The sequence below is a fragment of the Micromonospora sediminimaris genome (assembly GCF_016863575.1).
Classification (GTDB): domain Bacteria; phylum Actinomycetota; class Actinomycetes; order Mycobacteriales; family Micromonosporaceae; genus Micromonospora; species Micromonospora sediminimaris.
In genome coordinates this window covers 75753-97663 of sequence record NZ_BOPD01000010.1, presented here as the reverse complement: position 1 = coordinate 97663, position 21911 = coordinate 75753, and the positions used below count along the sequence as shown (strand labels likewise).

Below are 21911 nucleotides of genomic sequence, written 5' to 3'. Positions count from 1 at the left end.
AGCGTGCCCACCGGCTTCTACCAGGACGCTGACGCCGTACCGTCAGCCTGGTTCGACGGGCAGCCACAGCTCACAGGTGGCGGTGCTGAAATCGGCCGCACGATCGAGGATCGCGACGATCGACGGGCCTGGACGCAGCCGCCAAGGGTTCGACGGGAACCATTCGGACGCGGTCGCGGCCCAGGTCTGTTGCAGTTGCTGCGGGTACGGTCCGGCGGTGCGGAAGACCGCCCACGTCCCGGCCGGCGCCTCGATGCGGTCGAGGTCGTCAGGGACCGGGGTGTCGCGGCCGACGGCGACCCCGTGCAGGTAGGTCAGCTCGGTGCCCTCGACGGCGTCGGGATCGACGTCGTCGGTGACCTGGAGCAGACCACCGGGCTCGGTGCCGCCGAGTTCCTTGAGCCGCTGGTGCTCCTCGGCCGGCAGCGCGGCGACGTGCCGCTGGATGTGCGGGTTGACGCCGTGGTGGATGAGCGGAACCCGGGTGGCGTGTCCGATGAGCCGGAACGCGGGTCGGTCGACGATACGGGTGTCCACGGGGACGCTCCCTTCGACGGTCAGGCGGAACCTGAGCTGTGGTTGGCTACGCAGGGGGCCTCCGTCGCGGCGTACCTCACCAGGGCCGACGCCGTGGACGGCCCGGAACGCCCGACCGAACGCCTCCGTGGAGCCGTACCCGTACCGCACCGCGATGCGGAGCAGGTCGTCCTCGCCGCGGACGACATCGGCGGCGGCGACGCTCATGCGCCGCCGGCGCACGTACTCCGACAGCGGCATGCCGGCCAGCGACGAGAACATCCGGCGCAGGTGGTACTCGGTCGTGCCGAGTGCCCGGGCTGCCCCGGTGACGTCGAATTCCTCGGTGAGGTGCTCCTCGACGAGGTCGACGAGCCGGTTGAGTGCCGAGATCATGAGGCCTCCTTCCGCCGTCAAGACTGGCCGGCGCGCCCCGCGTCGCGCCCGATCATCCTGGCCCGATCCGATCATCCGGGAGCCGACGGCTGCACCGGACGCGTTCGTTTGGGACGCCGGTGGGCGGGTAGACGCCGGATCCGCGGCGAAAGGGGTACGGCGAGGTGGACGACGAGCAGTTCATCGACTCCGTGGCGAAGCGCACCGGGACCTCGGCCGAGCAGGCGACCGCCATCGCCCGAGCCACGCTGACCACGCTGGCGGAGCGGATCGACGGCGGCGAGGCGCGCGATCTCGCCGGCCACCTGCCGGAGGGGCTGCGGGCGTACGCGTTCGGCCCGCATGAGGACGCCGAACGCTTCGGCCTCGACGTGTTCGTGCAGCGGGTCGGTGGGCGGGCGGACGTCGACCCCGACCTGGCGACCGCCGGCATCCGCGCGGTCCTCGACACCATCCGCGAGGCCGTGGAAGCCGGTCAGTACGACGATGTCATCGCGTTCCTGCCCGCGGAGTTCTGGCAGGTGGCGAACCCGGCCCCGCGGTACGACGCACACCGCGACCGGGGCTGACCGCGGCGCCGGACGTCACCGGAGCGCGACGCGTTCCACCACCGGCTCCAGGTACACCGGAAGGTGGTCGCCGGCCTGGGCGACGAACATGGCCACCTCGTACGCCATGTCGCCGACCTCCGCGTCGCCGTCGATCCCGACGGCGAGGACGGCGCCGTTGCCGGTGGTGGCGTGGAACAGGAACGCCCGGGACATCTGCACCACCACCTGGTGCAGTTCGCCGTCTCCGCAGACCCGTGCGGCGGCCAGGCCCAGCGCCTGCAGACCACAGACCATGCTGGACAGTTGGCTGGCGAGTTCGTCGTCGATGCCCCGCGAGGCGCCCAGCAGGAGGCCGTCCGGGGAGAGCACCACCGCGAACTGGGCACCCGGCACACGGTCGACGATGTTGTCGAGCGCGCGGCCGAGGTTGTCGGCGGTGGCCACCGCAGTAGTCATGGCAGATCCTCTCGTTGGCGGAGCCGGCGGATGAGGGCCGGTCCGAGGCTCAGTTCGTGGCCCGTCGGGGCCACGGCTGTCCGTTCGTGGTGTACGACGGGTCAGCCAGGATGGTTCGAAGCAGGGCCAACAGGTCGGTGCGGTTGGCGCAGTTGAGCCGCGAGCGCATCCGGGCCACGTGGTGCTCCACAGTCTTGGCGGAGATGAACAACCGATCCCCGATCTCCCGATAGGTGAGACCGGCGACGACGAGTTCGGCCACTTCCCGCTCCCGGTCGCTGAGCCGGGGCGAGACGGTGCCGGCCGCCGGCTTGCGGTCCTCGGCGGCGGACCGGCCCTGAAGCGCCCGTGCGCAGTCCAGCAACGCCGTCATCGCCCGCCGGTCGGCGGTGCGGATGGCGGCCTGCCCGGCCAGCCGGGCACCGTCCCAGCAGAGGCCGGTGTCGTGCAGGCCCCGGGCGGCAGCCTCCACCCGGACCGGATCGACGGTGCCGCGCAGCACCTCCAGCCAGCACTCGGCCGCGGCGGCCACCACGGCGGCGTACCGGCTGTGGCCGGCGGCGGCGAGCAGGGCGCTGACGTGCTCGTCGGCGGCGACCGGGTCGTCGGTGAGGATCGCCGCATGCAGCCCGCTCCAGTGCAGCGGCGTACGCCACAGCGGCGGATCGGCCAGGCGGCCGAGCAACTCGTGGGCGGCCCGCAGGTAGGGCTGGAGGCGACCCAGGTCGCCCAGGCGGGCACCGGCGATGGCCAGCTCGCCCAGCGGCAGCAGCGTGAACAGGTCGACCGGATGGCGGACCACCGCCTCCAGCGCGGGCACCCAGCCACGCTGCAACGCGCCGAGGTCGCTCGCGCGCCGGGCGATGCCCATGGTCAACCCGGCGGCGAAGAGCAGGTCGCGGGACTCCAGCCCGACACCGGTGGTCGCCTCGGCGAGTTGCTCACCGGCGGCGGCGATCCGCCCCCGCGCCATCAGGATCCAGGCTCGCAACAGCCGGTGCCGGCCGGTCAGCAGCGGCCCGCCGATGCCGCTGGCCAGAGCCCGGTCGAGGACCCGCTCGGCGATGTCCAGCTCACCACAGTGCACGGCGGTCAGCGCCGCCAGCGCGGCGGGGCTGTCCGGCAGCAGCACCGCCCGCCCGTCGGGTTCGAGCAGGGCCGCCGCCTGCACGAGGGTGGACAGGGCTGCCGACGGGGTGCCGTGGACACTTTCGCGTACCCCGTCGGCCATCAGCCGGGCGGCACCGGCCTGCAACGTCGGCGGGCTGTCCGGGACCGGCTCGGGATGGTCGGTGGAACGGGCGGTGGCGAGCGCGCCGACCGTGGCGAAAGCGTGCGCGCTGACCCCACCGGACCAGCGGTACAGCTCCACGCTGCGGTCGGTCTGTCCGCGATGGGCCAATGCGGTGGCGGCGACGAGAGCAGCCTCCGCCCGCTGGTCCGGCGGCGCGGTGGTGAGCAGCCGGTCGGCCAGTCGCAGCGCGAGGTCGAGGTCACCGGCGAGGGCGGCGGCGACCGCTTGCCGGACGCCGGTGGGGCGGCCGGCGGCGCCCGCCGCGGCGAACAGGTGCGCCGCCAGCGCCGGCTCGCCACCGAGGGCCTCCTCCGCCGCCGCCTCCAGGGTGGCGGCCGGGCAGTCACCGGCGACACCGGCCGCCAGCAGCGAGCGCACCAGCGGCAACACCGGTGCGCCACGGCTGAGCGCGAGTTCGCTGAGCAGATGCCAGACGGCGGTACGGTCGGCGGCCGGGCTCAGCGCCGTCACCGCCCGCCGGACCAGCGGGGTGGGTCGGCCGTCGGCGCCGAGCAGCCCGGCGGCGCGGGCTTCGGCGACGAGGTCGTCGATCTCCGCCGGTCCGCGGTTCAACAGTGGGCGCAGCGCCTCTGCCGGCAGCGGAACGCCGGCGGCCAACGCGATCAGCAGCCGTCGCACGTCGGAGGAGAGGTGGTCCAGGTCGGGACCGAGGTGCAGGACCACCTGGCGAGGCGGTTCGGTCGGAACGCCGGTGGCCGTCTCCTGCTCGCGCAGCCCGTCGACAAGCCATCCCACGTGCCGAGGCACCCCGCCGGTCTGGCTGTGCACGAAGTCGACCAGGTCCGGGCGGCGGCCGAGGCGGGGCACGGCGGCGAGGTACGCGGCGGTGCGCGCCCGGGTGAACGGGGTGAGCAGCAGTTGGCGGCCCTCCCGACGCAGCGTGTCGGTCAGCTCGACCAGCGCTGCCGGCCGGGGCCACGGTCGGTAGCTGATCGCGATGCGGTGCCGGCGGTCGGACACCAGCCGCCGCAGCGTACCCAGCCGGGCCTCGTCGAGCAGGTGCGCATCGTCGATCAGCAGCACCGCGTCGGGGACGTACGCGTCGTCGGTGGCCGGCACCTCGGTGTGGACGGTGACGCCGGCCCGGGCGTACCGACCGGCCAGCTCCTGAAGGTAGGTGGTGCGGCCGTGGCCGCCCGGTCCGGTCACCCCGAGAGCGAGCGGCGCGGCCGGGTCCGCGGTGATCGCGTCGAGCAGGTCGGTGGGTTCGGCGTCGAGGACCAGCGGGCTGTCCGCCACGGCGCTCGTCATCATGGCGGTCATCCTTCGTGTCCCCGGTTGCGGGCCAGCTTTCGGCGAGATCGCTTCGGCAGGTCGAGGGGTGGGTAGCGGATCGGCGGGCGGGGCGGTGGCTCCTCGCGGGGGGTCAGGTCGTCGGCCGGGCCCACGGGTGGACCGGCGGTGCGCGCCACCGATCCGACGGACGCGGTCGCGAGGGCGGCGGGGGTGCCGACGGTCGCGGGTGGACCGGCCGGTGGCGGCGGGCCGGCCGGCAGCGGACGTGGGGACAGGATCCGGGTGCCGGCGGCGGCGGCGCCGGCCGCCGCCGTGTTCTGCGGATCGGGCGCGGTCTCGACCGGAAAGCCGGCCGTGGCGAGCAGCTCGGCGACCAGCGGTACCCGGCTGGCGCCGCCGGCCAGCAACACGCCGTCCAACTGCGCGGGTGCCAGGTCGGCGGCGCGGACGGCCTGCGACAGCAGCTCCACAGTGGCCTGAACCGCCGGCCGGATCAGCTCCTCGAACTCCAGCCTGGTCACCGGCACCCGGACGGGCCCGGTCGGCAGCGACAACGCCACGTCGGTCTGCGACCCGACGGTCAGCTCCCGTTTGGCCCGTTCACACTCGACGGGCAGCTGACGCAGGGCGGTACGGGCACCGGGGCCGGCGGTGGCCAGATCCCGCGCGAGCACGGACCGTACGTGCCCGGCCAGCGCCTCGTCGAAGTCGGCGCCGCCGAGCCGGGTGAGTGTCGCGGGGACGCCGACGGTCTCGTACCGGTCCCGGGCGTTGCGCCGGACCAGTGCGGTCTCGAAGGTGCCGCCACCCAGCGCGTACACGGCGGCGACCCCACCCGCGAAGCCCCGGGCGGCGTGTCCCTCCGCCACGGTGACCGTGCGGGGTAGCAGCGTCACCGCACCCAGGCCGTAGTCCCACAACGCGTTGTGCAGCAGGTCGCAGCGGTACCGTCCCCAGGACGCGGGATGACTGAGCACGATCATCTCGGCCGGCGCGCCCCGGGCACCGTGGACCTGATCGACCACGTGCGCGGCGAGCAACGCGACGAGGGTCTCCGGCCGGTACCGCTCACCGGCGAGCAGCAGCGGCACGTCGTCGCCGACCCGGCTCAGCACCCCCCGGGCGGTACGCTCCGATTCGTCACCCTCACCGAGGGTGAACGTGCCGTCGGTGGACAGCAGCAGCGTCGACGGCAGCGGCCCCGGTCCGGGGTGCAGGGCGACCGGCTCGGGATGACCCCAGTGCCCGTCGCGGTGCCGGGCGACCGCGGCGACGGTGCTGGTGTTGCCGATGTCGATCCCGAGCACGTAGGCCATCTGCTTTCTTCCTTGACCGCGTCGGCCGTGGGGGTGGGCCGGACAGGCCCACCGTTGCGGGCCGCCCCGGGGGACCCCGTGGGCTCCTACGTTCGTACCAGAGATCACTCCGGCATCAGGAGCCCCAACTTCGGCGGGCGCCGGTCCCCCACTCCCCCTAACGTACGAGAGCCCGGATGCCCCTAATCGGACGGGTCGGATTGCGGGATCGTCCCCGATGCCCGGACCCGGGCACCGCCCGTAGCGTCATCGGCGATCACCGGTCGTTGACGTTTCGCCGAGGAGAGAACCCCCAAAATGGACCAGACCCTGCACGACTTCGTGCTCAACCTGCTGACCGACGCGGACGCCCGGTCGGCGTTCGACCTCGACCCGGAGGGCGCGCTGCGGGCCGCCGGCCTCGGTGACATCACGGCCGCCGACGTCCAGGACGTGGTGCCGCTGGTGGTGGACTACGCCCCGGTGCAGGGGCTCGCCCCGGTCGCCCCGGTGACCGGGCAGCTCGGCCTCGACCCGCTTGTCGGTGACGCCACCGACGCGATCAGCCAGTTGCAGAGCGTGGCGCAGCAGATCAGCGTCGGCAGCTCCCACTCCGGGGTGGACCTCAAGGCCGGCGTGCTCGGCACGATCGCCGTCGACCCGTCGACGGTGACCGCAGGGGCGACCGTCTTCCCGGGAGTCGGCGTCGGCGTGACCCCCACCGGCGTGGGCGTGGATCTGTCCGGCGTGAACGATGTGGCCGACACCCTCGACGCGGACGTGGTGGCCCCACTCGACCGCACCACCGAGCCGGCGCTCGGTGACGTCACCGGCGCGGTGGGTGACCCGGTGTCCGCGGTGAACGGGACCAGTTCCGGACTGCTGGACACCACGTCCGGTCTGCTTCCCGGCACCACCAGTCAGGTCGGCGATCTGGTCGGTTCGCTCGGTGTCGGTGACACCCTGGGCGGGCTCGGCCTGACCGGCGACACCGGCGGCGTGGTGCCGTCGCTGGACCTCGACTCCACTGTGGGCGGTGTGACCGGGCAGGTCGATGGCCTGTTGGGCGGCGTCACCGGGACCGTCACCGGCGGTACGAAGGGGTTGTTGGACGGCGGGGTCAGTGGTTCGGTGAGCGGGGACACGGCAACCCACGGCGAGGCCTCCACCTCGACCGGCGGGGTGCTGGGCCTCACCGACGGTCTGCTCTGACACCCGTCAGCGGGCGGGGTCGACACCATCCGGTGCCGGCCCCGCCCACTTCTCGCACTTGATAATTGAGCCGAATTCAGCACACTTGGTGCGGTGATGGCGGGAATCTGGCTCGACGCGCTCGACGACATCGCCCGCACGTGCCAGGAACATGGTCGGGGCGATCTGCTTCAGGCGGTCCGCCTCAAGCGCGCCCACCTGCTCGATCCGACGTTGACCGTGCTGGTGGTCGGCGAGCCGAACCAGGGCAAGAGTCAACTGGTCAACGCGATCGTCAACGCACCTGTCTGCCCGGTCGGCGACGGAACCACCACAGTCCTGCCGACGGTGCTGCGGCACGCCGAGGTCGCCTCGGCGACGGTGGTGCAGACACCACTGACCAGACCGGGAACGCCGCCGGCCGCCGACCCGCCGGCCGTGCAACGGACGCCGGTGCCGACCGACCAGATCGCCGCCGGGGTCGGTGGCAGCACCGGCCGGCTGCCCGGCGGCGGCCCCGCGTACATCGAGATCGGCCTGCCCCGAGGGCTGCTCGGCGCCGGCATGGTGCTTGTCGACATGCCGGGCGGCGGTGACCTCGCCGCCGTGGGCGCCGGCGCCCCGGTCGCCGCCCTGGCCCGCGCGGACACCGTGCTGCTGGTCACCGACTCCACCCGGGACCTGGCGGTCAACGAGCTGAACATGTTGCTGCACCTCACCCGGTCGCACTCCAACGTGGCAGTGGTACAGACCAAAACGGACCTGGTGCCGGACTGGCGGGCGGTGGCCGACCGCAACCGGCGGCACCTGGCCGACGCCGGGGTGCCGGCCCCCTTGGTCCCGGTGTCCGCCGCGCTGCGCCTGCACGCCGCCGCCACCGGCGACCACGCGCTCAACGCGGAGTCCGGCTTCCCGGCGCTGATCGCCCTGCTCCGGCGACACCTGGCCGCCAAGCCCGACACCCTGGCCCGGGCCGCCGTGGTGCTGACCGCGCGCACCGTGGTGGAGCAGCTCGCCGCCCCGCTACGGGCCGAACTGACCGACCAGCGCTCGGCCGAGGAGTCCGCCCCGATGGCCCGGCTGCACGCGGCGCAACGGGAGGTCGACGAGCTGCGGCGGTGCGCCACCCGCTGGCAGAACACGTTGACCGACGAGATGGCCGATCTGATCTCCGACATCGAGCACGACCTGCGCGACCGTACCCGGCAGATCCTGCGGATGGTCGACGAGGCGTTCGAGACCGCCGACCCACTTGTGGCATGGGATGCCGTGGCGCAGTGGCTGGAGGAGAGCCTCGTCGAGGCGGCTGCGGCGAACCGGCGGTGGCTGGTGCAGCGGTGCGACTGGATCGCCCGGCGGGTCGCCGAGTCGTTCGCCCGGTACGGACACGGGTCGCTGCCACCGTGGCCGCTGACCGCCTCGGCGGAGTACGGCGCACCGGTGCCGGAGCTGGAACGTCCCAACGTCGACCGGTTCACCGTCGGCCAGAAGATGTTCACCGGCATGAAGGGCTCCTACGGTGGGCTGCTGATGTTCGGCCTGGCCCTGACCCTGGCCGGCATGCCGATGATCAACCCGATCTCGATCGGTGCCGGTGCCCTGTTCGGCGGCAAGAGCATCCGCGACGAGGGGAAACAGTTGCTGCGCCGTCGGCAGGCGACGGTCAAGGCGGCGGTACAGCGGCACGTCGACGACTTCTTCATCCAGGTCAGCAAGGACAGCCGGGACGCGGCCCGCCGGGCGCAGCGGGTACTGCGGGATCACTTCGCCGCCCTGACCGACGAGTTGCAGACCGCCATCATCGAGTCGCTGCGCAGCGCCAAGGAGGCGGCCGACACCGACGCGGCGGCACGCGAGCGACGCCAGCGGGAGATCCAGCAACGGATGATCCGGCTGGCCGAGCTGTATGAGCAGGCGCAGCAGGTGACCGCCGCCCGCCCGGCGCCGCTGGCGCCGCTGGCATGACCGGCGGGCGACTGGACGCGGGGGTCCGGGACCTGCTGCACCGGGCGCTGCACGGCTACCGCGACAACCCCCGGGCCAGCGAGCTGCTGCGGCACCAGTTGGCCCGCTACGACCAGCCGCTGCGGGTCGCCGTCGTCGGCGGGTGGCGCAGCGGCAAGTCGACCCTGCTCAACGCCCTGATGGGCGAGGAGGTGGCCCCGGTCGACGGGAGCGCCTTCACCTGGTACGAGGACGGGCCGCAGCCGGACGCCACCGGGTACTCCACCAGTCACCCCCCGCAGCGGCTGACGGTGCTGCGCTCCGGCACCGGGATGCGGGTCGACCTCACCGGTTGGCGCGCCGGGGAACTGCGCGACATCGTGGTGCGGTGGCCGGCACGCTCGCTGCGGCAGGTGACGTTGCTGGACACACCGGCGATCGGCGCAGCCGACGAGCAGGCAACGGATCCGGTGCTGGCGCGGGTGCTGCGGGAGGCCGACGCGCTGCTGTACCTGACCCGCGACGCCCGGGGAGCCGACCTGCGGATCCTGGGGGCGACCCGGGAGGGCGTGGTCGGGCAGGCCGCACCCGTCCACACGATCATGGTGCTGTCCCGGGTGGACGAATCCGGTGGTGGTCGGGTCGACGCGCTGCTCGGCGCCCGTCAGCTCGCCCGACGGGCGCTACGTGACCCGCACGTGGACTCGCTCTGCGTGACGGTGGTGCCGTGCAGCGGGCTGCTCGGCCTGGCCGGCCGGGTGCTCGGCGAGACCGAGTTCACCGCGCTGGCGGCCCTGGCCCGGGTGCCGCGCGCCGAGCTTGAGCCGTACCTCCTCTCCGCCGAGCGGTTCGCCCGCGGCGAGCCACCGGCCGGGTTGGACGCGGCCACCCGTAACGCACTGCTGGAGCGGCTCGGCGTGGTCGGAATCCGCCTGGCGACCACGCTCGTCCGCACCGGCTGCGACAACCGGGTGGCGCTGGCCGCCGAGCTGGTCCGTCGCAGCGGGCTCGGTGAGCTACGCGAGTCGCTCAACCGCCTCTTCGTCGACCGCCGGCACGTGCTCAAGGCGCGGTCGGCGCTGACGGCGGTGGAGGCGCTGCTGCGGGACGAACCGGGTCCGGTCACCGGCGACCTGCTCGCCGCGCTGGAGCAGCTGCTCGCCGGTGCGCACGAGTTCGCCGAATCCCGGCTGCTGGCCGCGCTGCGGGACGGCCGGCTCGGATTCGACGCCGAGCTGGCCGCCGAGGCGCGGCGGCTGGTCGGCGGGGACGGTGACGAACCGGCCGCCCGGCTGGGCATCGCGCCCGACGCGACACTGGCGTGGCTGTGGGAGACCGCCGCCGAGGCGCGCTGGCGGTGGCGCGAGCATGCCGAGGATCCCGGAATCGCGCTGCCACAGCGGCGGGGCGCGCAGGTGGTGGCCCGCAGCTGCGAGGGTCTGCTCGCCGACCTGGCCGCCGCCCACGCCCGCTAGCTGGAGTCCCTTGCCGCCTGCGGCGGGCCTCGGCGACGACCGGCCGCGTCGGGGATCGACGATGCCGGGTCAGGCGGGCCGCGCGGGAGCGTGCAGGCCCACCAGACCGGGCACGGCGGCGCGGCCGAGTTCCGCGCCGGTGACCGGATCCTGCCAGCACACCGCTGCCCGCTGGCCCAGGTAGAGGCGAGTGTCGTCCGGGCTGAGCAGGACGCCGGTGACCGGGTCGGCGGTGGCCCGCTCGGCGGTGACGGCGAGACCGGCCAGTTCCACGGCCCGTACGACGGTGCCGGCGCCGAGAAACAGCCGCTCGGCGGAGGCCGCCGCGAACGCCGGACCACTGCCAGCGCCGAGGGTGGCGACGCGGCGTACGGTCAGCTCCTCGGTGGAGATCTCCGCGACGGCGCCGGAGCCGACGTCGGCGACGTAGAGCCGGCCGCCGTCCGGCGCGATGGCCATGGTGTGGCCGTCGGCGGGCCCCTCCCCGAACGGGTGCGGCAGATCCACGCAGTACGCCCACCGCTGTTCCAGGTGCAGCGTGTGCACGAAGGCGTGCACGTCGCTGCCCGGCCGGCCGCTGATCCGGTCCCGGGTGTGCTGATGGTCGGGCTGGTGGGTGTAGAGCGTGTAGAGCACGGCGCGGTTCGGGGCCAGCACCGCCTGCCGTCCGTCACCACGCATCTCCTCCTCCGCGCCCTCCGGCACCGGTGTCTTGGCCCGGGTGAGCAGCGGCCCGGTGACCCCGGTGGCGAGGTCGACCAGGCGTACCCGGTAGCGGTCCGGCGCGGCCGGCGGCAGCCACTCCAGCACGAACAGCCCGGCCAGGTCGTGGGTGAACGCCTCCGGCACCACGTTGCCCGGCAGCCGCAGCCGTTGCCGCACCCCAGCGGCGTCGGCGATCAACACAGGCGTCTCGGCGCGTCCGGCGGGCCGGTCCCCGGTGGCGCTGAGGCGTTCGGTGGTCAGCGCCAGCCGGCTGCCGTCGGTGGAGGCGGTCTGCGGCACCCAGCGGCCCGGCAGCCGTACCCGCTCGGAAGCGTCGCCCCGGCCGGCGTCGACGCGCCACAGGTCGGTGTCGGCGCCGTTGGCGGCGGCCGTCCACACCAGCCGCCCGTCGGCGGTGGCCACTCCGGCGCCGATCCGCTGCCGGTCGGTGCCACGCAGCACGGTCAGGCCGCCGTCGAGGGTGACGAGCAGTGGGTCCGGTAGCGGGTCGGCGGCGGCCGGGGTCGGCTCGCAGCCGACCAGGGTGGCGGCGCCGGCCCCGGCCAGGGCGGTCAGCAGGGTACGCCGCGAGAACGTCGTGTTCGCCATCATGACCCGGTGACACCGGCGGGCCGTCCCGGGTTCCCACCCGGCGCGATGGAACCTCGTCGGCACGAGCGGTGTCAGTAGGGGTGATCCCACCGGAGGTAGCCCTGGACGACGAGCAGTTCGTCACCCGCGCGCAGGCAGGTGACCTGGCGGCGTACGAGTCCCTGGTCGCTCGGCACACCGCGGCCGCGTACCGGACCGCGGTGCTGCTCGGCGCGGGCTCCGATGCCGAGGACGTCATCCAGGAGGCGTTCGTGAAGGGGTACCGCAAACTCGACCGCTATCGCGGCGACTCGTCGTTCCGCTCCTGGCTGCTGGCCATCGTGGCGAACGAGACACGCAACCTGCACCGCAGCCGGGAGCGGCGCGACGGCCTGGCGCTGCGTGCGGCGCGGGTGGCGTCGGGCTCGGAGATCGTCGAGGACGACGCCGTCGGCGCGGTCCTCGCCGGGGAACGCCGAGCCGCCCTCGTGCGGGCCCTGCGATCGCTGCCGTCGCGGGACCGGGAGGTGATCGTCTGCCGGTTCCTGCTGGATCTGACCGAGGACGAGACGGTCACCATGCTGGGCTGGCCCCGGGGCACCGTGAAGTCGCGCACCTCGCGGGCACTTGGGAAACTGCGCGGCCTGCTCGCCGTCGAGGAGGTCAGCCGTGGATGATCTGGAGCGGGAGCTACGCGACCTGTCCGGCTGGCTGTCGACCCCCGAGCCACCGGACGTCACGGCCCGGGTCCGTGCCCGGCTGACCACCGCACCACGCTCCCGCCGCGTCGCGGTCCGACGGCGCTGGCGGTACGCGCTCGCGGCGGCGCTCGCCGCGCTGCTGGTGATGCTGCCGTCGGGACGGGCCGCGCTCGCCGACGCGATGGCGGGCCTGCTGCGCTTCGCCGGCGTCACCATCAGCACCTCGCCCGACCGGACGGCACCGACCGGCGTCCCGTCACCACCGCCGGGACAGCGCACCGCCGCCCTCGACGAGGCTCGCCGGTTGGTGCGTTTCCCGATCCGGACGCCGACCGTGCTGGGTCCGCCCGAGCAGGCGCTGCTGGCCGACCCGGACGGCACCGGCGCATACCGGGTGGCGAGCCTGCTCTACCGGGCCGGCGCCCTGCGCCTGGACACCTTCGACGGCCGCCTCGATCCGGTCTTCTTCAAGCAGGCCGGCGGGTCGGACGCCGAGTGGACGCAGGTGGGCGCGGCCGAGGCGATCTGGCTCGATGGCCCGCACCCGGTCTCCTACGTGGACCGCGACGGGATCACCCACCAGGCGAGCGCCCGCCTCGCCGCCGCGACGCTGATCTGGGCGGACTCCGGGGTGACGTATCGGTTGGAAGGCGATCTGACAATGGCCGAGGCGGTGATGATCGCCACCACCCTGGCGTGACACCGCAGGGTCGATTTGGCATCACGTGACGGTCGTACGCTGCTGGTGACAATTCCGCGCAATCATGCCTGTAAGCGTGATCAACCAGTGCCGCCAGGAGTTGCCTGGCGCCTCCACCCGCCCGTGGTTCGGTATCGCCTTCGTAACGGGCCCACAACGATTCCTCGCGGGTGAGCCCGACGACGGCGCCCGGAGTCCCTACCGGGATTTTTCCGGGACCAGGATGCGAGCTACCAGGTTGCCGAAGCGGTGCGGCGGGGCTCCCGGCCCAGCTTCCGGACGATTCGGACCCCGTAACCGACCAGTGTTTGTTAGCGCAAACACCCTGTCACACAGAGCCACGTTCGTAGCCGCCCTGCTACCGCCACCGATAAACCCGGCTGACCAGCGACGTCGTCACCCCCGACTTCAGGTCACGGAAGTTTCGGAAACGTGTCTTGTTTTTTTCGGACAAGTCTGCGACCGTTTTGGCCGTCGGTGGCCTGGGTCACTCCGAGGTTGATCGCGAGGTGACCGCGAGGCGAGCCCGGACCAGTGCCTGTCGACAGGAAACACCCCTTCGGCGCCGCCACGGCGCACGTGCTGGCCTTCGGCTCGTTCGCAGGGGTGTTTCAGGTTGGCGGACTTGGCAGAGAGGAAGATTGATGAGGGCGAGAAAACTACTGGCTGTGTCGGTAGCCCTGGCGACGGGCGTCCTGGCGACGGCGGCCTGCGGCGGCGACGACTCGGACGGTCGTAACAGCGACGGCTCGGTCACGATGAGCTTCTGGCACAACGCCAGCACCGGGCCGGGTAAGGCATTCTGGGAGAAGACGGTCGCGGACTTCGAGGCCGCCAACCAGAACGTGAAGATTGAGATTCAGTCGATCCAGAACGAGGACCTGGACGGCAAGCTCCAGACCGCCCTGAACTCCGGCGACGCCCCCGACGTGTTCATGCAGCGTGGCGGCGGCAAGATGGCCGCGATGGTCAAGGCCGGCCAGCTGATGGACCTCACCGACTCGATCACCGACGACACCAAGAAGGTGATCTCCGAGGGGTCGTTCACGGCGCAGACGATCGAGGGCAAGGTCTACGCGATGCCGGTGGCCGTCCTGCCCGGCGGCTTCTTCTACAGCAAGGACCTGTTCGCCAAGGCGGGCATCAACCAACCCCCGGCCTCCCTCACCGAGCTTCAGGAGGCCGTGACCAAGCTGAAGGCGGCGAACGTCCAGCCGATCGCCCTCGGTGCAAAGGACGCCTGGCCGGCCGCCTTCTACTACTACTTCTTCGCGCTGCGTGAGTGCAGCTCGGAGACCATCACCCAGGCCGGTCAGACGATGACCTTCGACGACCCCTGCTGGCTCAAGGCCGGTCAGGACGTGCAGAACTTCGCCGCGTCCGAGCCGTTCAACAACGGCTTCCTGACCACCTCCGCTCAGCAGGGCGCCGGCAGCTCGGCCGGTCTGCTCGCCAACAAGAAGGCGGCGATGGAGCTGATGGGCGCCTGGAACCCCGGCGTCATCGCCTCCCTGACCCCGGACCAGAAGCCGCTGCCCGACCTGGGCTGGTTCCCCTTCCCCAGCATCGAGGGCGGTGCCGGTCAGCCCGGCGCGATCCTCGGCGGTGTCGACGGCTACTCCTGCTCGGCCCAGGCTCCCAAGGCCGAGTGCACCGCCTTCCTGAACTACATCGCGAAGACCGACGTGCAGAAGGCCTACTACGAGGCGTTCAACGCGCCGCCGGTCAACAGCGAGGCCCAGGCCGCCGTCACCGAGCCGCACCTGCAGTCCATCCTCGCCGCCTACAACCAGGCGCCGTTCGTCTCGCAGTGGCTCGACACGGTCTACGGGCAGAACGTCGGCAACGCCCTGAACACCGCAGTGGTGAACATGCTGGCCGGCAAGGGGGACCCGCAGAGCATCGTCGACGCGGTCAAGGCCGCCGCCAAGAGGGCGCAGTAGTCCGAACGCCATGTCTGAAACGCAACACGAGAGCGTACGGCTCGCGCCGGACCCGTCACCGGGTCTGACGAAGGTCGGGGGTGACACGCCGGTCGTGTCGCCCCCGGCCCGGCGCCGCCGACGCAAGGGCATCGGCTGGCCGGCCCGGCTGGAAATCGCGCTGATGACGGGGCCGACACTTATCGTGTTCCTGTCGTTCGTCATCCTGCCCGTGGCCATGGCCGCCTACTACGGCTTCTTCAGCTGGCAGGGCTACGGGCCGGCTGAGGACTTCGTCGGATTCCGCAACTACCTGCTGATCTTCGAAGACAGCACCTTCATCGACGCCCTGCGCCACAACGGCATCATCGTGGTGCTGTCCCTGCTGCTCCAGGGGCCGGCGGCCATCCTGCTCGCCCTGCTGCTGAACCGGCAGATGTGGGGGCAGACGCTGATCCGGGTGCTGGTCTTCATCCCGTACGTCATCGCCGAGGTGGTCGTCGGCACCGGCTGGAGCCTGATGCTGCACGGGGAGGGCGTGGTCAACGCCGTCCTCGAGAAGATCGGGCTCGGCTGGCTGCAGAACGACTGGCTCTCCGATCCGAAGATCGCCATGTGGACGCTGATGGGCATCCTCACCTGGAAGTACATCGGCTTCGCCGTCATCCTCTTCCTCGCCGGGCTACAGGGCATCCCGGAGGAACTGACGGAGGCCGCGGCGATCGACGGCGCGTCGTACTGGCAGATCCAGCGACGCATCACACTGCCGCTGCTCGGGCCGACGATCCGCATCTGGGCCTTCCTGTCGATGATCGGCGCCCTGCAACTGTTCGACCTGGTCTACATCATCTGGGGCCAGTACGTGGCGGCGACGGCGGGGACCTCGACGATGGCCACCTACATGGTGGCCAACGGACGAAACGCGGGAGAGTACGGGTACGGCAACGCGGTCGCCGTGGTCCTGTTCTTCATCTCGCTCTTCGCAGCCCTGCTGTACCAGCGGTTCATCCTGCGCCGGGACACCGAGGGCGCGATCACCGGAGGGAGGCGCTGATGGCCGTGACCGCCGTAGCGGGGCGCCGGGCGCCGCGCAGGTCATCCCGGTCCAGGAAGCCGTTCAGCTGGACGGACCCGTCGGTGTACTTCATCGCGCTGCTGCTCATCGCGACGATGCTGGCCCCGGTGGTCTACATCATCCTGGGCGGCTTCCGTACCAACGCGGAGATCACCACCGACCCCGCCGGGCTGCCCACCACCTGGCAGACCCAGAACTACCTCGACGTGCTGACCGGGAGCACCTTCTGGCAGCAGGTCTTCAACTCCACAATCGTGGCCCTGGCCACCACGGCGGGGGTGGTGACGCTCGGTCTGATGACCAGTTTCATCATCGCGCGCTACCGCTTCTGGGGGCGGGGGGCGATGTACGCGCTGTTCGCCGCCGGTCTGATGTTCCCGCTGACGGTGGCGATCACCCCGCTGTACATCCTGGTCAAGAACCTCGGGTTGATGAACACGCTGCCGGGGGTGATCCTGCCGCAGATCGGGTTCGGCATTCCGTTGACCATCATCATCCTGGTCCCGTTCGTACGGGCGATCCCCGACGAGATCCAGGAGGCCGCGTCGATCGACGGTTGCAGCCGACTGGGCTTCTTCTGGCGGATGGTGCTCCCGCTGGCCATGCCGGGCGTCATCACCGTGGCCATCCTGACCTTCATCCAGAGTTGGAACGGATACCTGCTGCCGCTGTTCATCCTGAACCGGGAGGAGACCTTCACGCTGCCCCTCGGCGTGCAGGCGTTCGCCTCGGAGTACTCGGTCGACACGGCCAAGGTCCTGGCGTTCACCTCTCTTTCGATGATCCCGGCGCTGGTCTTCTTCAGTCTGTTCCAACGCCGGATCGTCGGCGGGCTGACCGGAGCCGTGAAGGGCTGATCCGTCAGCGGAAGCGACGGCAGTTCCTCGACGCGCCCGGCTCGCCCGGTCCAGACTCAGGTCTGACCGGGCGAGCCGGGCGCGTCGGCGCGTCGGGCGGTAGCGCCACCCCGGGCGGCGGGGGCTACAAGCGGCCTTGCAGGACCGTGCCCATCCGCAACGCGACCTCCTTGCGCCGGCCCGAGTCACCGATGTCGGCCTTGATGCCGCAGAACTCACCGCTGCCGCACGGGAACCACAGCTCGCCATGGATCTCGTCGTAGACGGCCCCGTCGGCGGATCCGCTCACCGGTTCCCCGATCTCGGCCACCGCCTCGTACTCGTCCTTGGACAGCACCGACGCGTGGATCGCTTCCCCACCGGAGGTCGCCGTCCACACGCAACCGCCGAGTTGGTAGTCGTGCTGCCCGCCGTCGTGCGCCCCGATCGCGTCCGCGACCTCGTCCGTGGTGAGGCGTTCACACTCCTCACCCTTCGGCTCGGTCAGCGACCCGGCGTCGTCGTCCGGCGCGGCACCGTCGACGCTCTCCGCGGCGCCCGGAGCCGCCCCCGGCGTCGAAGAACCTGAGCCGGCATCGCTCCCACACGCCACGAGCATGGCGAGCACCCCACCGACGACCGCAGCCTTGGCCAGCCTTCTGAGGATCTCCACAGGTCATCCCTCCGCCGCGGCACCGCTTGCCGCCGATGACCAACTTCAGCACGACCAGCCGAAACTTGAATCGGTAGATTCCCCCGGCTTTGCCGGGATCCGGCCGCGCTGTCAGGTGACGGGTGGGACGGCCAACATCGCCAGCGGCACATGGTGCTGCCCGGCGTGGATGTCGTGGTCGCGCAGGCTGCCCTGCACCACCGGCCGCGGGAACGAGATCTTCACGACGTTGAGCGACGGAATCCGGTAGAACTGGACGTCCTGCGCCGGGACGCCGTAGAGGCGGGCGATCACCGAGGCGTCCAGGAACGCTGGATCAGCGACCACCGCGTAGGCGTCGGCGTCGCGGGCGAACACCTCCATCGTCACCCAGAACGGACCGGCGTTCTTGGACCGGACCTCCAGCGCGAGATCGGCGACCACGGTCATCGGTTGTCCTCCAGGCAGACGCGGAACAGGCTGGTCGGCGACGACACCTCGACGACGTGGTTGAGCACGAACTCGTACACCGCTCCGCGTTCCGTCTCGGCCGGTGACGTGGCGAAGGCGAGGCTGGGCAGGTAGTCCATGTCCGGCGTGGGCAGGTGCAGCATCAGTGGGTTGGCGACCTTCGCGACCGCGGTCGCGGTCGCCTGGTCCGCCGCACGCACCAGGAGCATCACGCCCACCTCGCGGGGCGGGCCGGTGGCCGGGTCGAGGTCGCCGAGGATCGCGTCGTACCCGTAACGGCGGATGTCGAAGCTGTAGTCGCCCTCGCCCAGCCCGATGGTCCCGGCCACCCACTCGATGATCATCTTGCGGAGCAGGGCGGTCCAGGTGTCGATCTGGCCGAGGATGTGCGGATCGCGGATGGCGGTGAACGACATCGTCTCGTACCCGGTGATCCGGGCGCCCTCCAGCTTGATGGTGTGCTGCGCGGCGGGCTCGAACCGGGAACCCTCGACACGGACGCGCCGCTCGTCCAGGGCGCGGTAGACCGCGTCGCCGACCTCGATGGTGCCGGCCGGCTCACGCATGGTGAACGGGTTTACCGTCTCGTAGAGCATGTGCGCCGCTACCGAGGTGGGTGTGCAGGCATTGGTCGGATCGAGCGGCTCGATTGTGAAACCGGTCGCGTCCACGGTGGCCAGCACACCGCCGGCACGCGGGTTCGTGGTGCACTGTCCGCCACACTCGACGATCTTCGCGGCGTGCCACACGGGTCCGGCCGGCATGCCCTTGAGCAAGGGATAGGCGGCGGCCACGGCCGTGTCGGTGGCCCGTCCGGCGAGGACCACGTCGGCGCCGGCGGTCAGGGCCGCGGCGATCGGTTCGTGGCCCATCATCCCGACGATGTTGGTGCAGCTGTCCAGTGTCACCCGGTCGAGGTCGCCGGCTGGCGGCAGGGGACGGATCCGGTCCAGATCAAGGTCGGCGGCCTGCTGCGAGCTGTAGATCGTGGCCAGCCGCAGGTCCAGGCCCTCTGCGGCGAGGATCTCCCGGGTGATGCCGGCGACCCAGTCGACACCGGCATCGGTGCCGCTGGTGCCGCACGAGCCGACGATCAGCGGAATGCCGGCCGTGGCCGCCGCCCGCAGCAGCAGGCGCAGGTCGCGGGCGACCGCGGCGCGGGCGGTCTTGGCGGTGCCGGTGCCCAGGTAGTAGGGCCCGGAGTCGGTCGAGCCGCCGTCCACGGCGATCACGTCGGCGCCGAGGGCCAGTCCACGTTCGACGGTCTCGGGCGGGAAGCCGGCGCCGAGCATGCCGACCGGCACGAGGATGCGTACGGAGTCAGGGTTGGTGGCCATCGTTCCTCAATTCTTGGCGATCGCACGGCCGGCCTGCCGGCCGGAGAAGAGACAGCCGCCCAGGAAGGTGCCCTCCAGGGCGCGGTAGCCGTGCATGCCACCGCCACCGAAGCCGCTGGCCTCACCGGCGGCGTAGAGGCCGGGAACCGGCTGCCCGGTGGCGTCCAGGACCCGCCCGTCGAGGTCGGTGTGCAGGCCGCCGAGGGTCTTGCGGGTGAGCACGTGCAGGCGTACGGCGATCAGCGGTCCGGCCTTCGGGTCGAAGATCCGGTGCGGCGGGGCGGTCCGCATCAGCCGATCCCCCCGGTAGTTCCGGAAGTTCCGGATCGCGGCGAGTTGCAGGTCCTTGGTGAACGGGTTGTCCAGTTGCCGGTCACGTGCCTCGACCACCCGCCGCACCTCGGCCGGGTCCAGCAACGGCGTCTCCGTGAGCGCGTTCATCCCGTTCACCAGTTCGTCCAGGTCGGACGCGACCACGAAGTCCGCGCCGTGGTTCTTGAACGCCTCGACCGGCCCCGGCGCACCGGCCCGGATCCGGCCGAGCACCTGGCGGACGCTGCGCGCGGTCAGGTCCGGGTTCTGCTCCGAGCCGGAGAGCGCGAACTCCTTCTCGATGATCTTCTGAGTCAGCACGAACCAGCTGTGGTCGTACCCGGTGGACCGCAGGTGAGCCAGGGTGCCGAGGGTGTCGAGCCCGGGCGAGAGCTCCGCCGGCAGCCGACGGCCGAGGGCATCCAGCCAGATCGAGGAGGGTCCGGGGAGGATACGGATGCCGTGCCCGTCCCAGATCGGGCTCCAGTTCTGCACGCCCTCCACGTAGTGCCACATCCGGTCCGGGTTGATCACCGCGCCGCCGGCCGTCGCCGCGATGTCGATCATCCGGCCGTCCACATGGGCCGGCACCCCGGAGATCATGTGCGTGGGCGGCGTGGCGAGCCGCTCCGGCCAGTTGCGGCGGACCAGGTCGTGGTTGCCGCCGATGCCGCCGGAGGTCACGACCACCACCGGCGCGGACAGTTCGAAGTCCGCGACGACCGTCCGGCTGGTGGCGGTGCCGCGTTCCGCGCCGCTCGGTTCGAGGACCTTCCCGCGTACGCCGGACACGACGCCGTTGGTACGCACGATCTCGTCGACCCGGTGCCGGAACTTGACCGTCACCTTCCCGGCGCGCACCTTGGCGACGAACGGCGCCAGCAGCCCCGGCCCGGTACCCCAGGTGATGTGGAAGCGGGGCACCGAGTTGTTGGCACGCTCCGCCCAACCGACGATCGGGAACAGTTTGACGCCGAGCTGGCGCAGCCAGGCGCGTTTCTCACCGGCGGCGAAGTCGACGTACGCCTCGGCCCAGCGTCGGGGCCACTCGTCCTCGGGCCTGTCGAAACCGGCGTTACCCAGCCAGTCCTGCCAGGCCAGCTCACGCGAGTCGCGGATGCCCATCCGGCGCTGCTCGGGCGAGTCGACAAGGAACAGGCCACCGAACGACCAGAACGCCTGGCCGCCGAAACTCTGCTCGGGCTCCTGATCGAGCAGGAGGACATGGTGCCCGGCGTCCACGAGTTCGGCGGTGGCGACGAGCCCGGCCAGGCCGGCCCCGACAACGATCACATCAGCTGTCATCTTCTCTGCTCCGGGTCGATCAGGTGGGCGTTGACAGAGGTCCGCGGGTTACCGGCCAGGGCGGCGACCAGTTCGCGCGCCCCGCACCGGCCCGAGTCGCGGCGGGCCTCGGTGGTCTGGCCGGCCATGTGCGAATAGACGGTGATGCCGTCGACTCCGCGCAGCACGCTCTCGGCGGGCAGCGGTTCGACGTCCACCACGTCGAGGGCCGCCCCGGCGATCCGGCCGGACCGGACCGCCTCGGCCAACGCGACGACGTCGACGATCGGCCCGCGTGCCGTGTTGATCAGGTGGGCGGTCGGTTTCATCCGGGCCAGCGCCGCAGCATCGATCAGGTGCCGGGTGCGCGGGGTCAGCGCGGTGTGGATCGACACGTAGTCGGCGTCGCGGAGCAGGTGTTCCAGCGGGATCTCGTGGCCCAGCACCGTCATGCCGAACGCCTCGGCGAGTGGTCGCACCCGCTGGGCCACCGCGCCACGACCGATCAGGCCGAGGGTCTTGCCGCGCAGTTCGTGCCCGTCCTGGCGCGGCCAGTCGCCGGCCGCGACACCGACCGCCATCGGGACCAGATGCCGCGCCTGGGCAAGCAGCAACGCGATGGTGTACTCGGCGACCGCGTTGGCGTTGATCCCCGGCAGGTTGCTGACGCTGATGCCGAGACGGGTGGCGGCCGGTACGTCCACCGAGTCGTATCCGACACCGGTGCGCACAATCGCCCGCAGCCCGGGCGAGGCCGCCAGCACCTGCTCGGTCATCGGCTCGTTGGCGATCAGCGCGCCGTCGGCGCCGGTCAGCGCGGCGATCAGGTCCGCCGGCCGGCGCGACCCGCGCATCGGGTCGTGCCGGGTGGTGCAGCCCTGGCCGGTGAGGTAGGTGTCCACCTCGTCCCCGGGGCGCAGGTAGTCGGTGGTGATCAGAATGGTCGACAT

At 71.8% G+C, this 21911-nt stretch carries 19 protein-coding genes; 9 read left to right on the top strand and 10 right to left on the bottom strand.

What is annotated here, in order from left to right; all coding sequences use genetic code 11:
- Positions 1-42: 42 nt before the first annotated feature.
- Entirely contained in the window at positions 43-912 is an 870-nt protein-coding gene (locus Vse01_RS08700; protein ID WP_093406966.1) for an AraC family transcriptional regulator, read from the bottom strand.
- Between the two features lie 164 nt (positions 913-1076).
- Here Vse01_RS08700 and Vse01_RS08695 point away from each other — a divergent pair, with 164 nt between their 5' ends.
- Positions 1077-1481, top strand: a complete 405-nt coding sequence (locus Vse01_RS08695) for a DUF2267 domain-containing protein (RefSeq protein WP_093406968.1) — start codon at positions 1077-1079, stop codon at positions 1479-1481.
- A 15-nt stretch (positions 1482-1496) separates the two neighbouring features.
- Here the strand turns inward: Vse01_RS08695 and Vse01_RS08690 are convergent, their stop codons facing one another.
- The 3 genes from Vse01_RS08690 to Vse01_RS08680 are packed head-to-tail and all read right to left on the bottom strand — an operon-like array spanning position 1497 to position 5786.
- Positions 1497-1919, bottom strand: coding sequence for a roadblock/LC7 domain-containing protein (locus Vse01_RS08690; protein ID WP_093406971.1), 423 nt, complete (start codon positions 1917-1919; stop codon positions 1497-1499).
- A 49-nt stretch (positions 1920-1968) separates the two neighbouring features.
- Complete coding sequence (locus Vse01_RS08685) at positions 1969-4488, bottom strand: helix-turn-helix domain-containing protein (RefSeq protein ID WP_198413199.1); 2520 nt, start codon at positions 4486-4488, stop codon at positions 1969-1971.
- Between the two features lie 5 nt (positions 4489-4493).
- The gene (locus tag Vse01_RS08680) at positions 4494-5786 is read right to left on the bottom strand and encodes an Hsp70 family protein (RefSeq protein ID WP_093406973.1); all 1293 of its coding nucleotides are present in this window, start codon (positions 5784-5786) and stop codon (positions 4494-4496) included.
- Between the two features lie 297 nt (positions 5787-6083).
- On the opposite strand from Vse01_RS08680, the gene Vse01_RS08675 reads away from it, so the two are divergent.
- The 3 genes from Vse01_RS08675 (at position 6084) to Vse01_RS08665 (ending at position 10375) form a co-directional block, all read left to right on the top strand.
- Entirely contained in the window at positions 6084-6977 is an 894-nt protein-coding gene (locus tag Vse01_RS08675) for an IniB N-terminal domain-containing protein (RefSeq protein WP_093406976.1), read from the top strand.
- Between the two features lie 96 nt (positions 6978-7073).
- The gene (locus Vse01_RS08670) at positions 7074-8921 is read left to right on the top strand and encodes a dynamin family protein (protein ID WP_093406978.1); all 1848 of its coding nucleotides are present in this window, start codon (positions 7074-7076) and stop codon (positions 8919-8921) included.
- Positions 8918-10375, top strand: coding sequence for a hypothetical protein (locus tag Vse01_RS08665; protein ID WP_093406981.1), 1458 nt, complete (start codon positions 8918-8920; stop codon positions 10373-10375). Before Vse01_RS08670 ends, Vse01_RS08665 begins: the two co-directional genes overlap by 4 nt.
- Positions 10376-10444: 69 nt before the next feature.
- On the opposite strand, the gene Vse01_RS08660 is transcribed toward Vse01_RS08665, so the two are convergent.
- The gene (locus tag Vse01_RS08660) at positions 10445-11689 is read right to left on the bottom strand and encodes a YncE family protein (protein WP_239104273.1); all 1245 of its coding nucleotides are present in this window, start codon (positions 11687-11689) and stop codon (positions 10445-10447) included.
- Between the two features lie 83 nt (positions 11690-11772).
- Between Vse01_RS08660 and Vse01_RS08655 the strand changes: the two genes are divergently transcribed.
- The 5 genes from Vse01_RS08655 (at position 11773) to Vse01_RS08635 (ending at position 16926) form a co-directional block, all read left to right on the top strand.
- Complete coding sequence (locus Vse01_RS08655) at positions 11773-12348, top strand: RNA polymerase sigma factor (RefSeq protein WP_373870658.1); 576 nt, start codon at positions 11773-11775, stop codon at positions 12346-12348.
- Complete coding sequence (locus tag Vse01_RS08650; protein WP_093406986.1) at positions 12341-13072, top strand: hypothetical protein; 732 nt, start codon at positions 12341-12343, stop codon at positions 13070-13072. Before Vse01_RS08655 ends, Vse01_RS08650 begins: the two co-directional genes overlap by 8 nt.
- Before the next feature lie 644 nt (positions 13073-13716).
- Positions 13717-15015, top strand: a complete 1299-nt coding sequence (locus Vse01_RS08645; RefSeq protein ID WP_093406988.1) for an extracellular solute-binding protein — start codon at positions 13717-13719, stop codon at positions 15013-15015.
- A 10-nt stretch (positions 15016-15025) separates the two neighbouring features.
- Positions 15026-16048: a carbohydrate ABC transporter permease gene (locus Vse01_RS08640; protein WP_093406991.1), complete on the top strand. Its 1023-nt coding sequence runs from the start codon at positions 15026-15028 to the stop codon at positions 16046-16048.
- Positions 16048-16926, top strand: coding sequence for a carbohydrate ABC transporter permease (locus Vse01_RS08635; protein WP_093406993.1), 879 nt, complete (start codon positions 16048-16050; stop codon positions 16924-16926). The genes Vse01_RS08640 and Vse01_RS08635 overlap by 1 nt, the downstream gene beginning before the upstream one ends.
- 124 nt (positions 16927-17050) lie before the next feature.
- Here Vse01_RS08635 and Vse01_RS08630 read toward each other — a convergent pair whose 3' ends face one another.
- From Vse01_RS08630 to Vse01_RS08610, 5 genes are all read right to left on the bottom strand, one after another.
- Positions 17051-17578, bottom strand: coding sequence for a hypothetical protein (locus tag Vse01_RS08630; RefSeq protein WP_093406996.1), 528 nt, complete (start codon positions 17576-17578; stop codon positions 17051-17053).
- Positions 17579-17689: 111 nt separating this feature from the next.
- A complete protein-coding gene (locus Vse01_RS08625; RefSeq protein WP_093406998.1) occupies positions 17690-18007 on the bottom strand; it encodes a DUF4387 domain-containing protein in 318 nt (105 codons plus the stop codon).
- Complete coding sequence (locus Vse01_RS08620; RefSeq protein ID WP_093407001.1) at positions 18004-19365, bottom strand: acyclic terpene utilization AtuA family protein; 1362 nt, start codon at positions 19363-19365, stop codon at positions 18004-18006. Before Vse01_RS08620 ends, Vse01_RS08625 begins: the two co-directional genes overlap by 4 nt.
- A gap of 6 nt (positions 19366-19371) precedes the next feature.
- Positions 19372-20982, bottom strand: coding sequence for an FAD-binding dehydrogenase (locus Vse01_RS08615; RefSeq protein WP_093407003.1), 1611 nt, complete (start codon positions 20980-20982; stop codon positions 19372-19374).
- Positions 20979-21911, bottom strand: a complete 933-nt coding sequence (locus tag Vse01_RS08610) for an NAD(P)-dependent oxidoreductase (protein ID WP_093407006.1) — start codon at positions 21909-21911, stop codon at positions 20979-20981. The genes Vse01_RS08615 and Vse01_RS08610 overlap by 4 nt, the downstream gene beginning before the upstream one ends.

Bases quoted from the DNA above. Each gene is read 5' to 3' on its own strand.
- Vse01_RS08700 (WP_093406966.1), bottom strand. From the start codon at position 912: ATGATCTCGGCACTCAACCGGCTCGTCGACCTCGTCGAGGAGCACCTC.
- Vse01_RS08690 (WP_093406971.1), bottom strand. From the start codon at position 1,919: ATGACTACTGCGGTGGCCACCGCCGACAACCTCGGCCGCGCGCTCGAC.
- Vse01_RS08685 (WP_198413199.1), bottom strand. From the start codon at position 4,488: ATGATGACGAGCGCCGTGGCGGACAGCCCGCTGGTCCTCGACGCCGAA.
- Vse01_RS08680 (WP_093406973.1), bottom strand. From the start codon at position 5,786: ATGGCCTACGTGCTCGGGATCGACATCGGCAACACCAGCACCGTCGCC.
- Vse01_RS08675 (WP_093406976.1), top strand. From the start codon at position 6,084: ATGGACCAGACCCTGCACGACTTCGTGCTCAACCTGCTGACCGACGCG.
- Vse01_RS08670 (WP_093406978.1), top strand. From the start codon at position 7,074: ATGGCGGGAATCTGGCTCGACGCGCTCGACGACATCGCCCGCACGTGC.
- Vse01_RS08665 (WP_093406981.1), top strand. From the start codon at position 8,918: ATGACCGGCGGGCGACTGGACGCGGGGGTCCGGGACCTGCTGCACCGG.
- Vse01_RS08660 (WP_239104273.1), bottom strand. From the start codon at position 11,689: ATGGCGAACACGACGTTCTCGCGGCGTACCCTGCTGACCGCCCTGGCC.
- Vse01_RS08645 (WP_093406988.1), top strand. From the start codon at position 13,717: ATGAGGGCGAGAAAACTACTGGCTGTGTCGGTAGCCCTGGCGACGGGC.
- Vse01_RS08640 (WP_093406991.1), top strand. From the start codon at position 15,026: ATGTCTGAAACGCAACACGAGAGCGTACGGCTCGCGCCGGACCCGTCA.
- Vse01_RS08635 (WP_093406993.1), top strand. From the start codon at position 16,048: ATGGCCGTGACCGCCGTAGCGGGGCGCCGGGCGCCGCGCAGGTCATCC.
- Vse01_RS08625 (WP_093406998.1), bottom strand. From the start codon at position 18,007: ATGACCGTGGTCGCCGATCTCGCGCTGGAGGTCCGGTCCAAGAACGCC.
- Vse01_RS08620 (WP_093407001.1), bottom strand. From the start codon at position 19,365: ATGGCCACCAACCCTGACTCCGTACGCATCCTCGTGCCGGTCGGCATG.
- Vse01_RS08615 (WP_093407003.1), bottom strand. From the start codon at position 20,982: ATGACAGCTGATGTGATCGTTGTCGGGGCCGGCCTGGCCGGGCTCGTC.
- Vse01_RS08610 (WP_093407006.1), bottom strand. From the start codon at position 21,911: ATGTCGACCATTCTGATCACCACCGACTACCTGCGCCCCGGGGACGAG.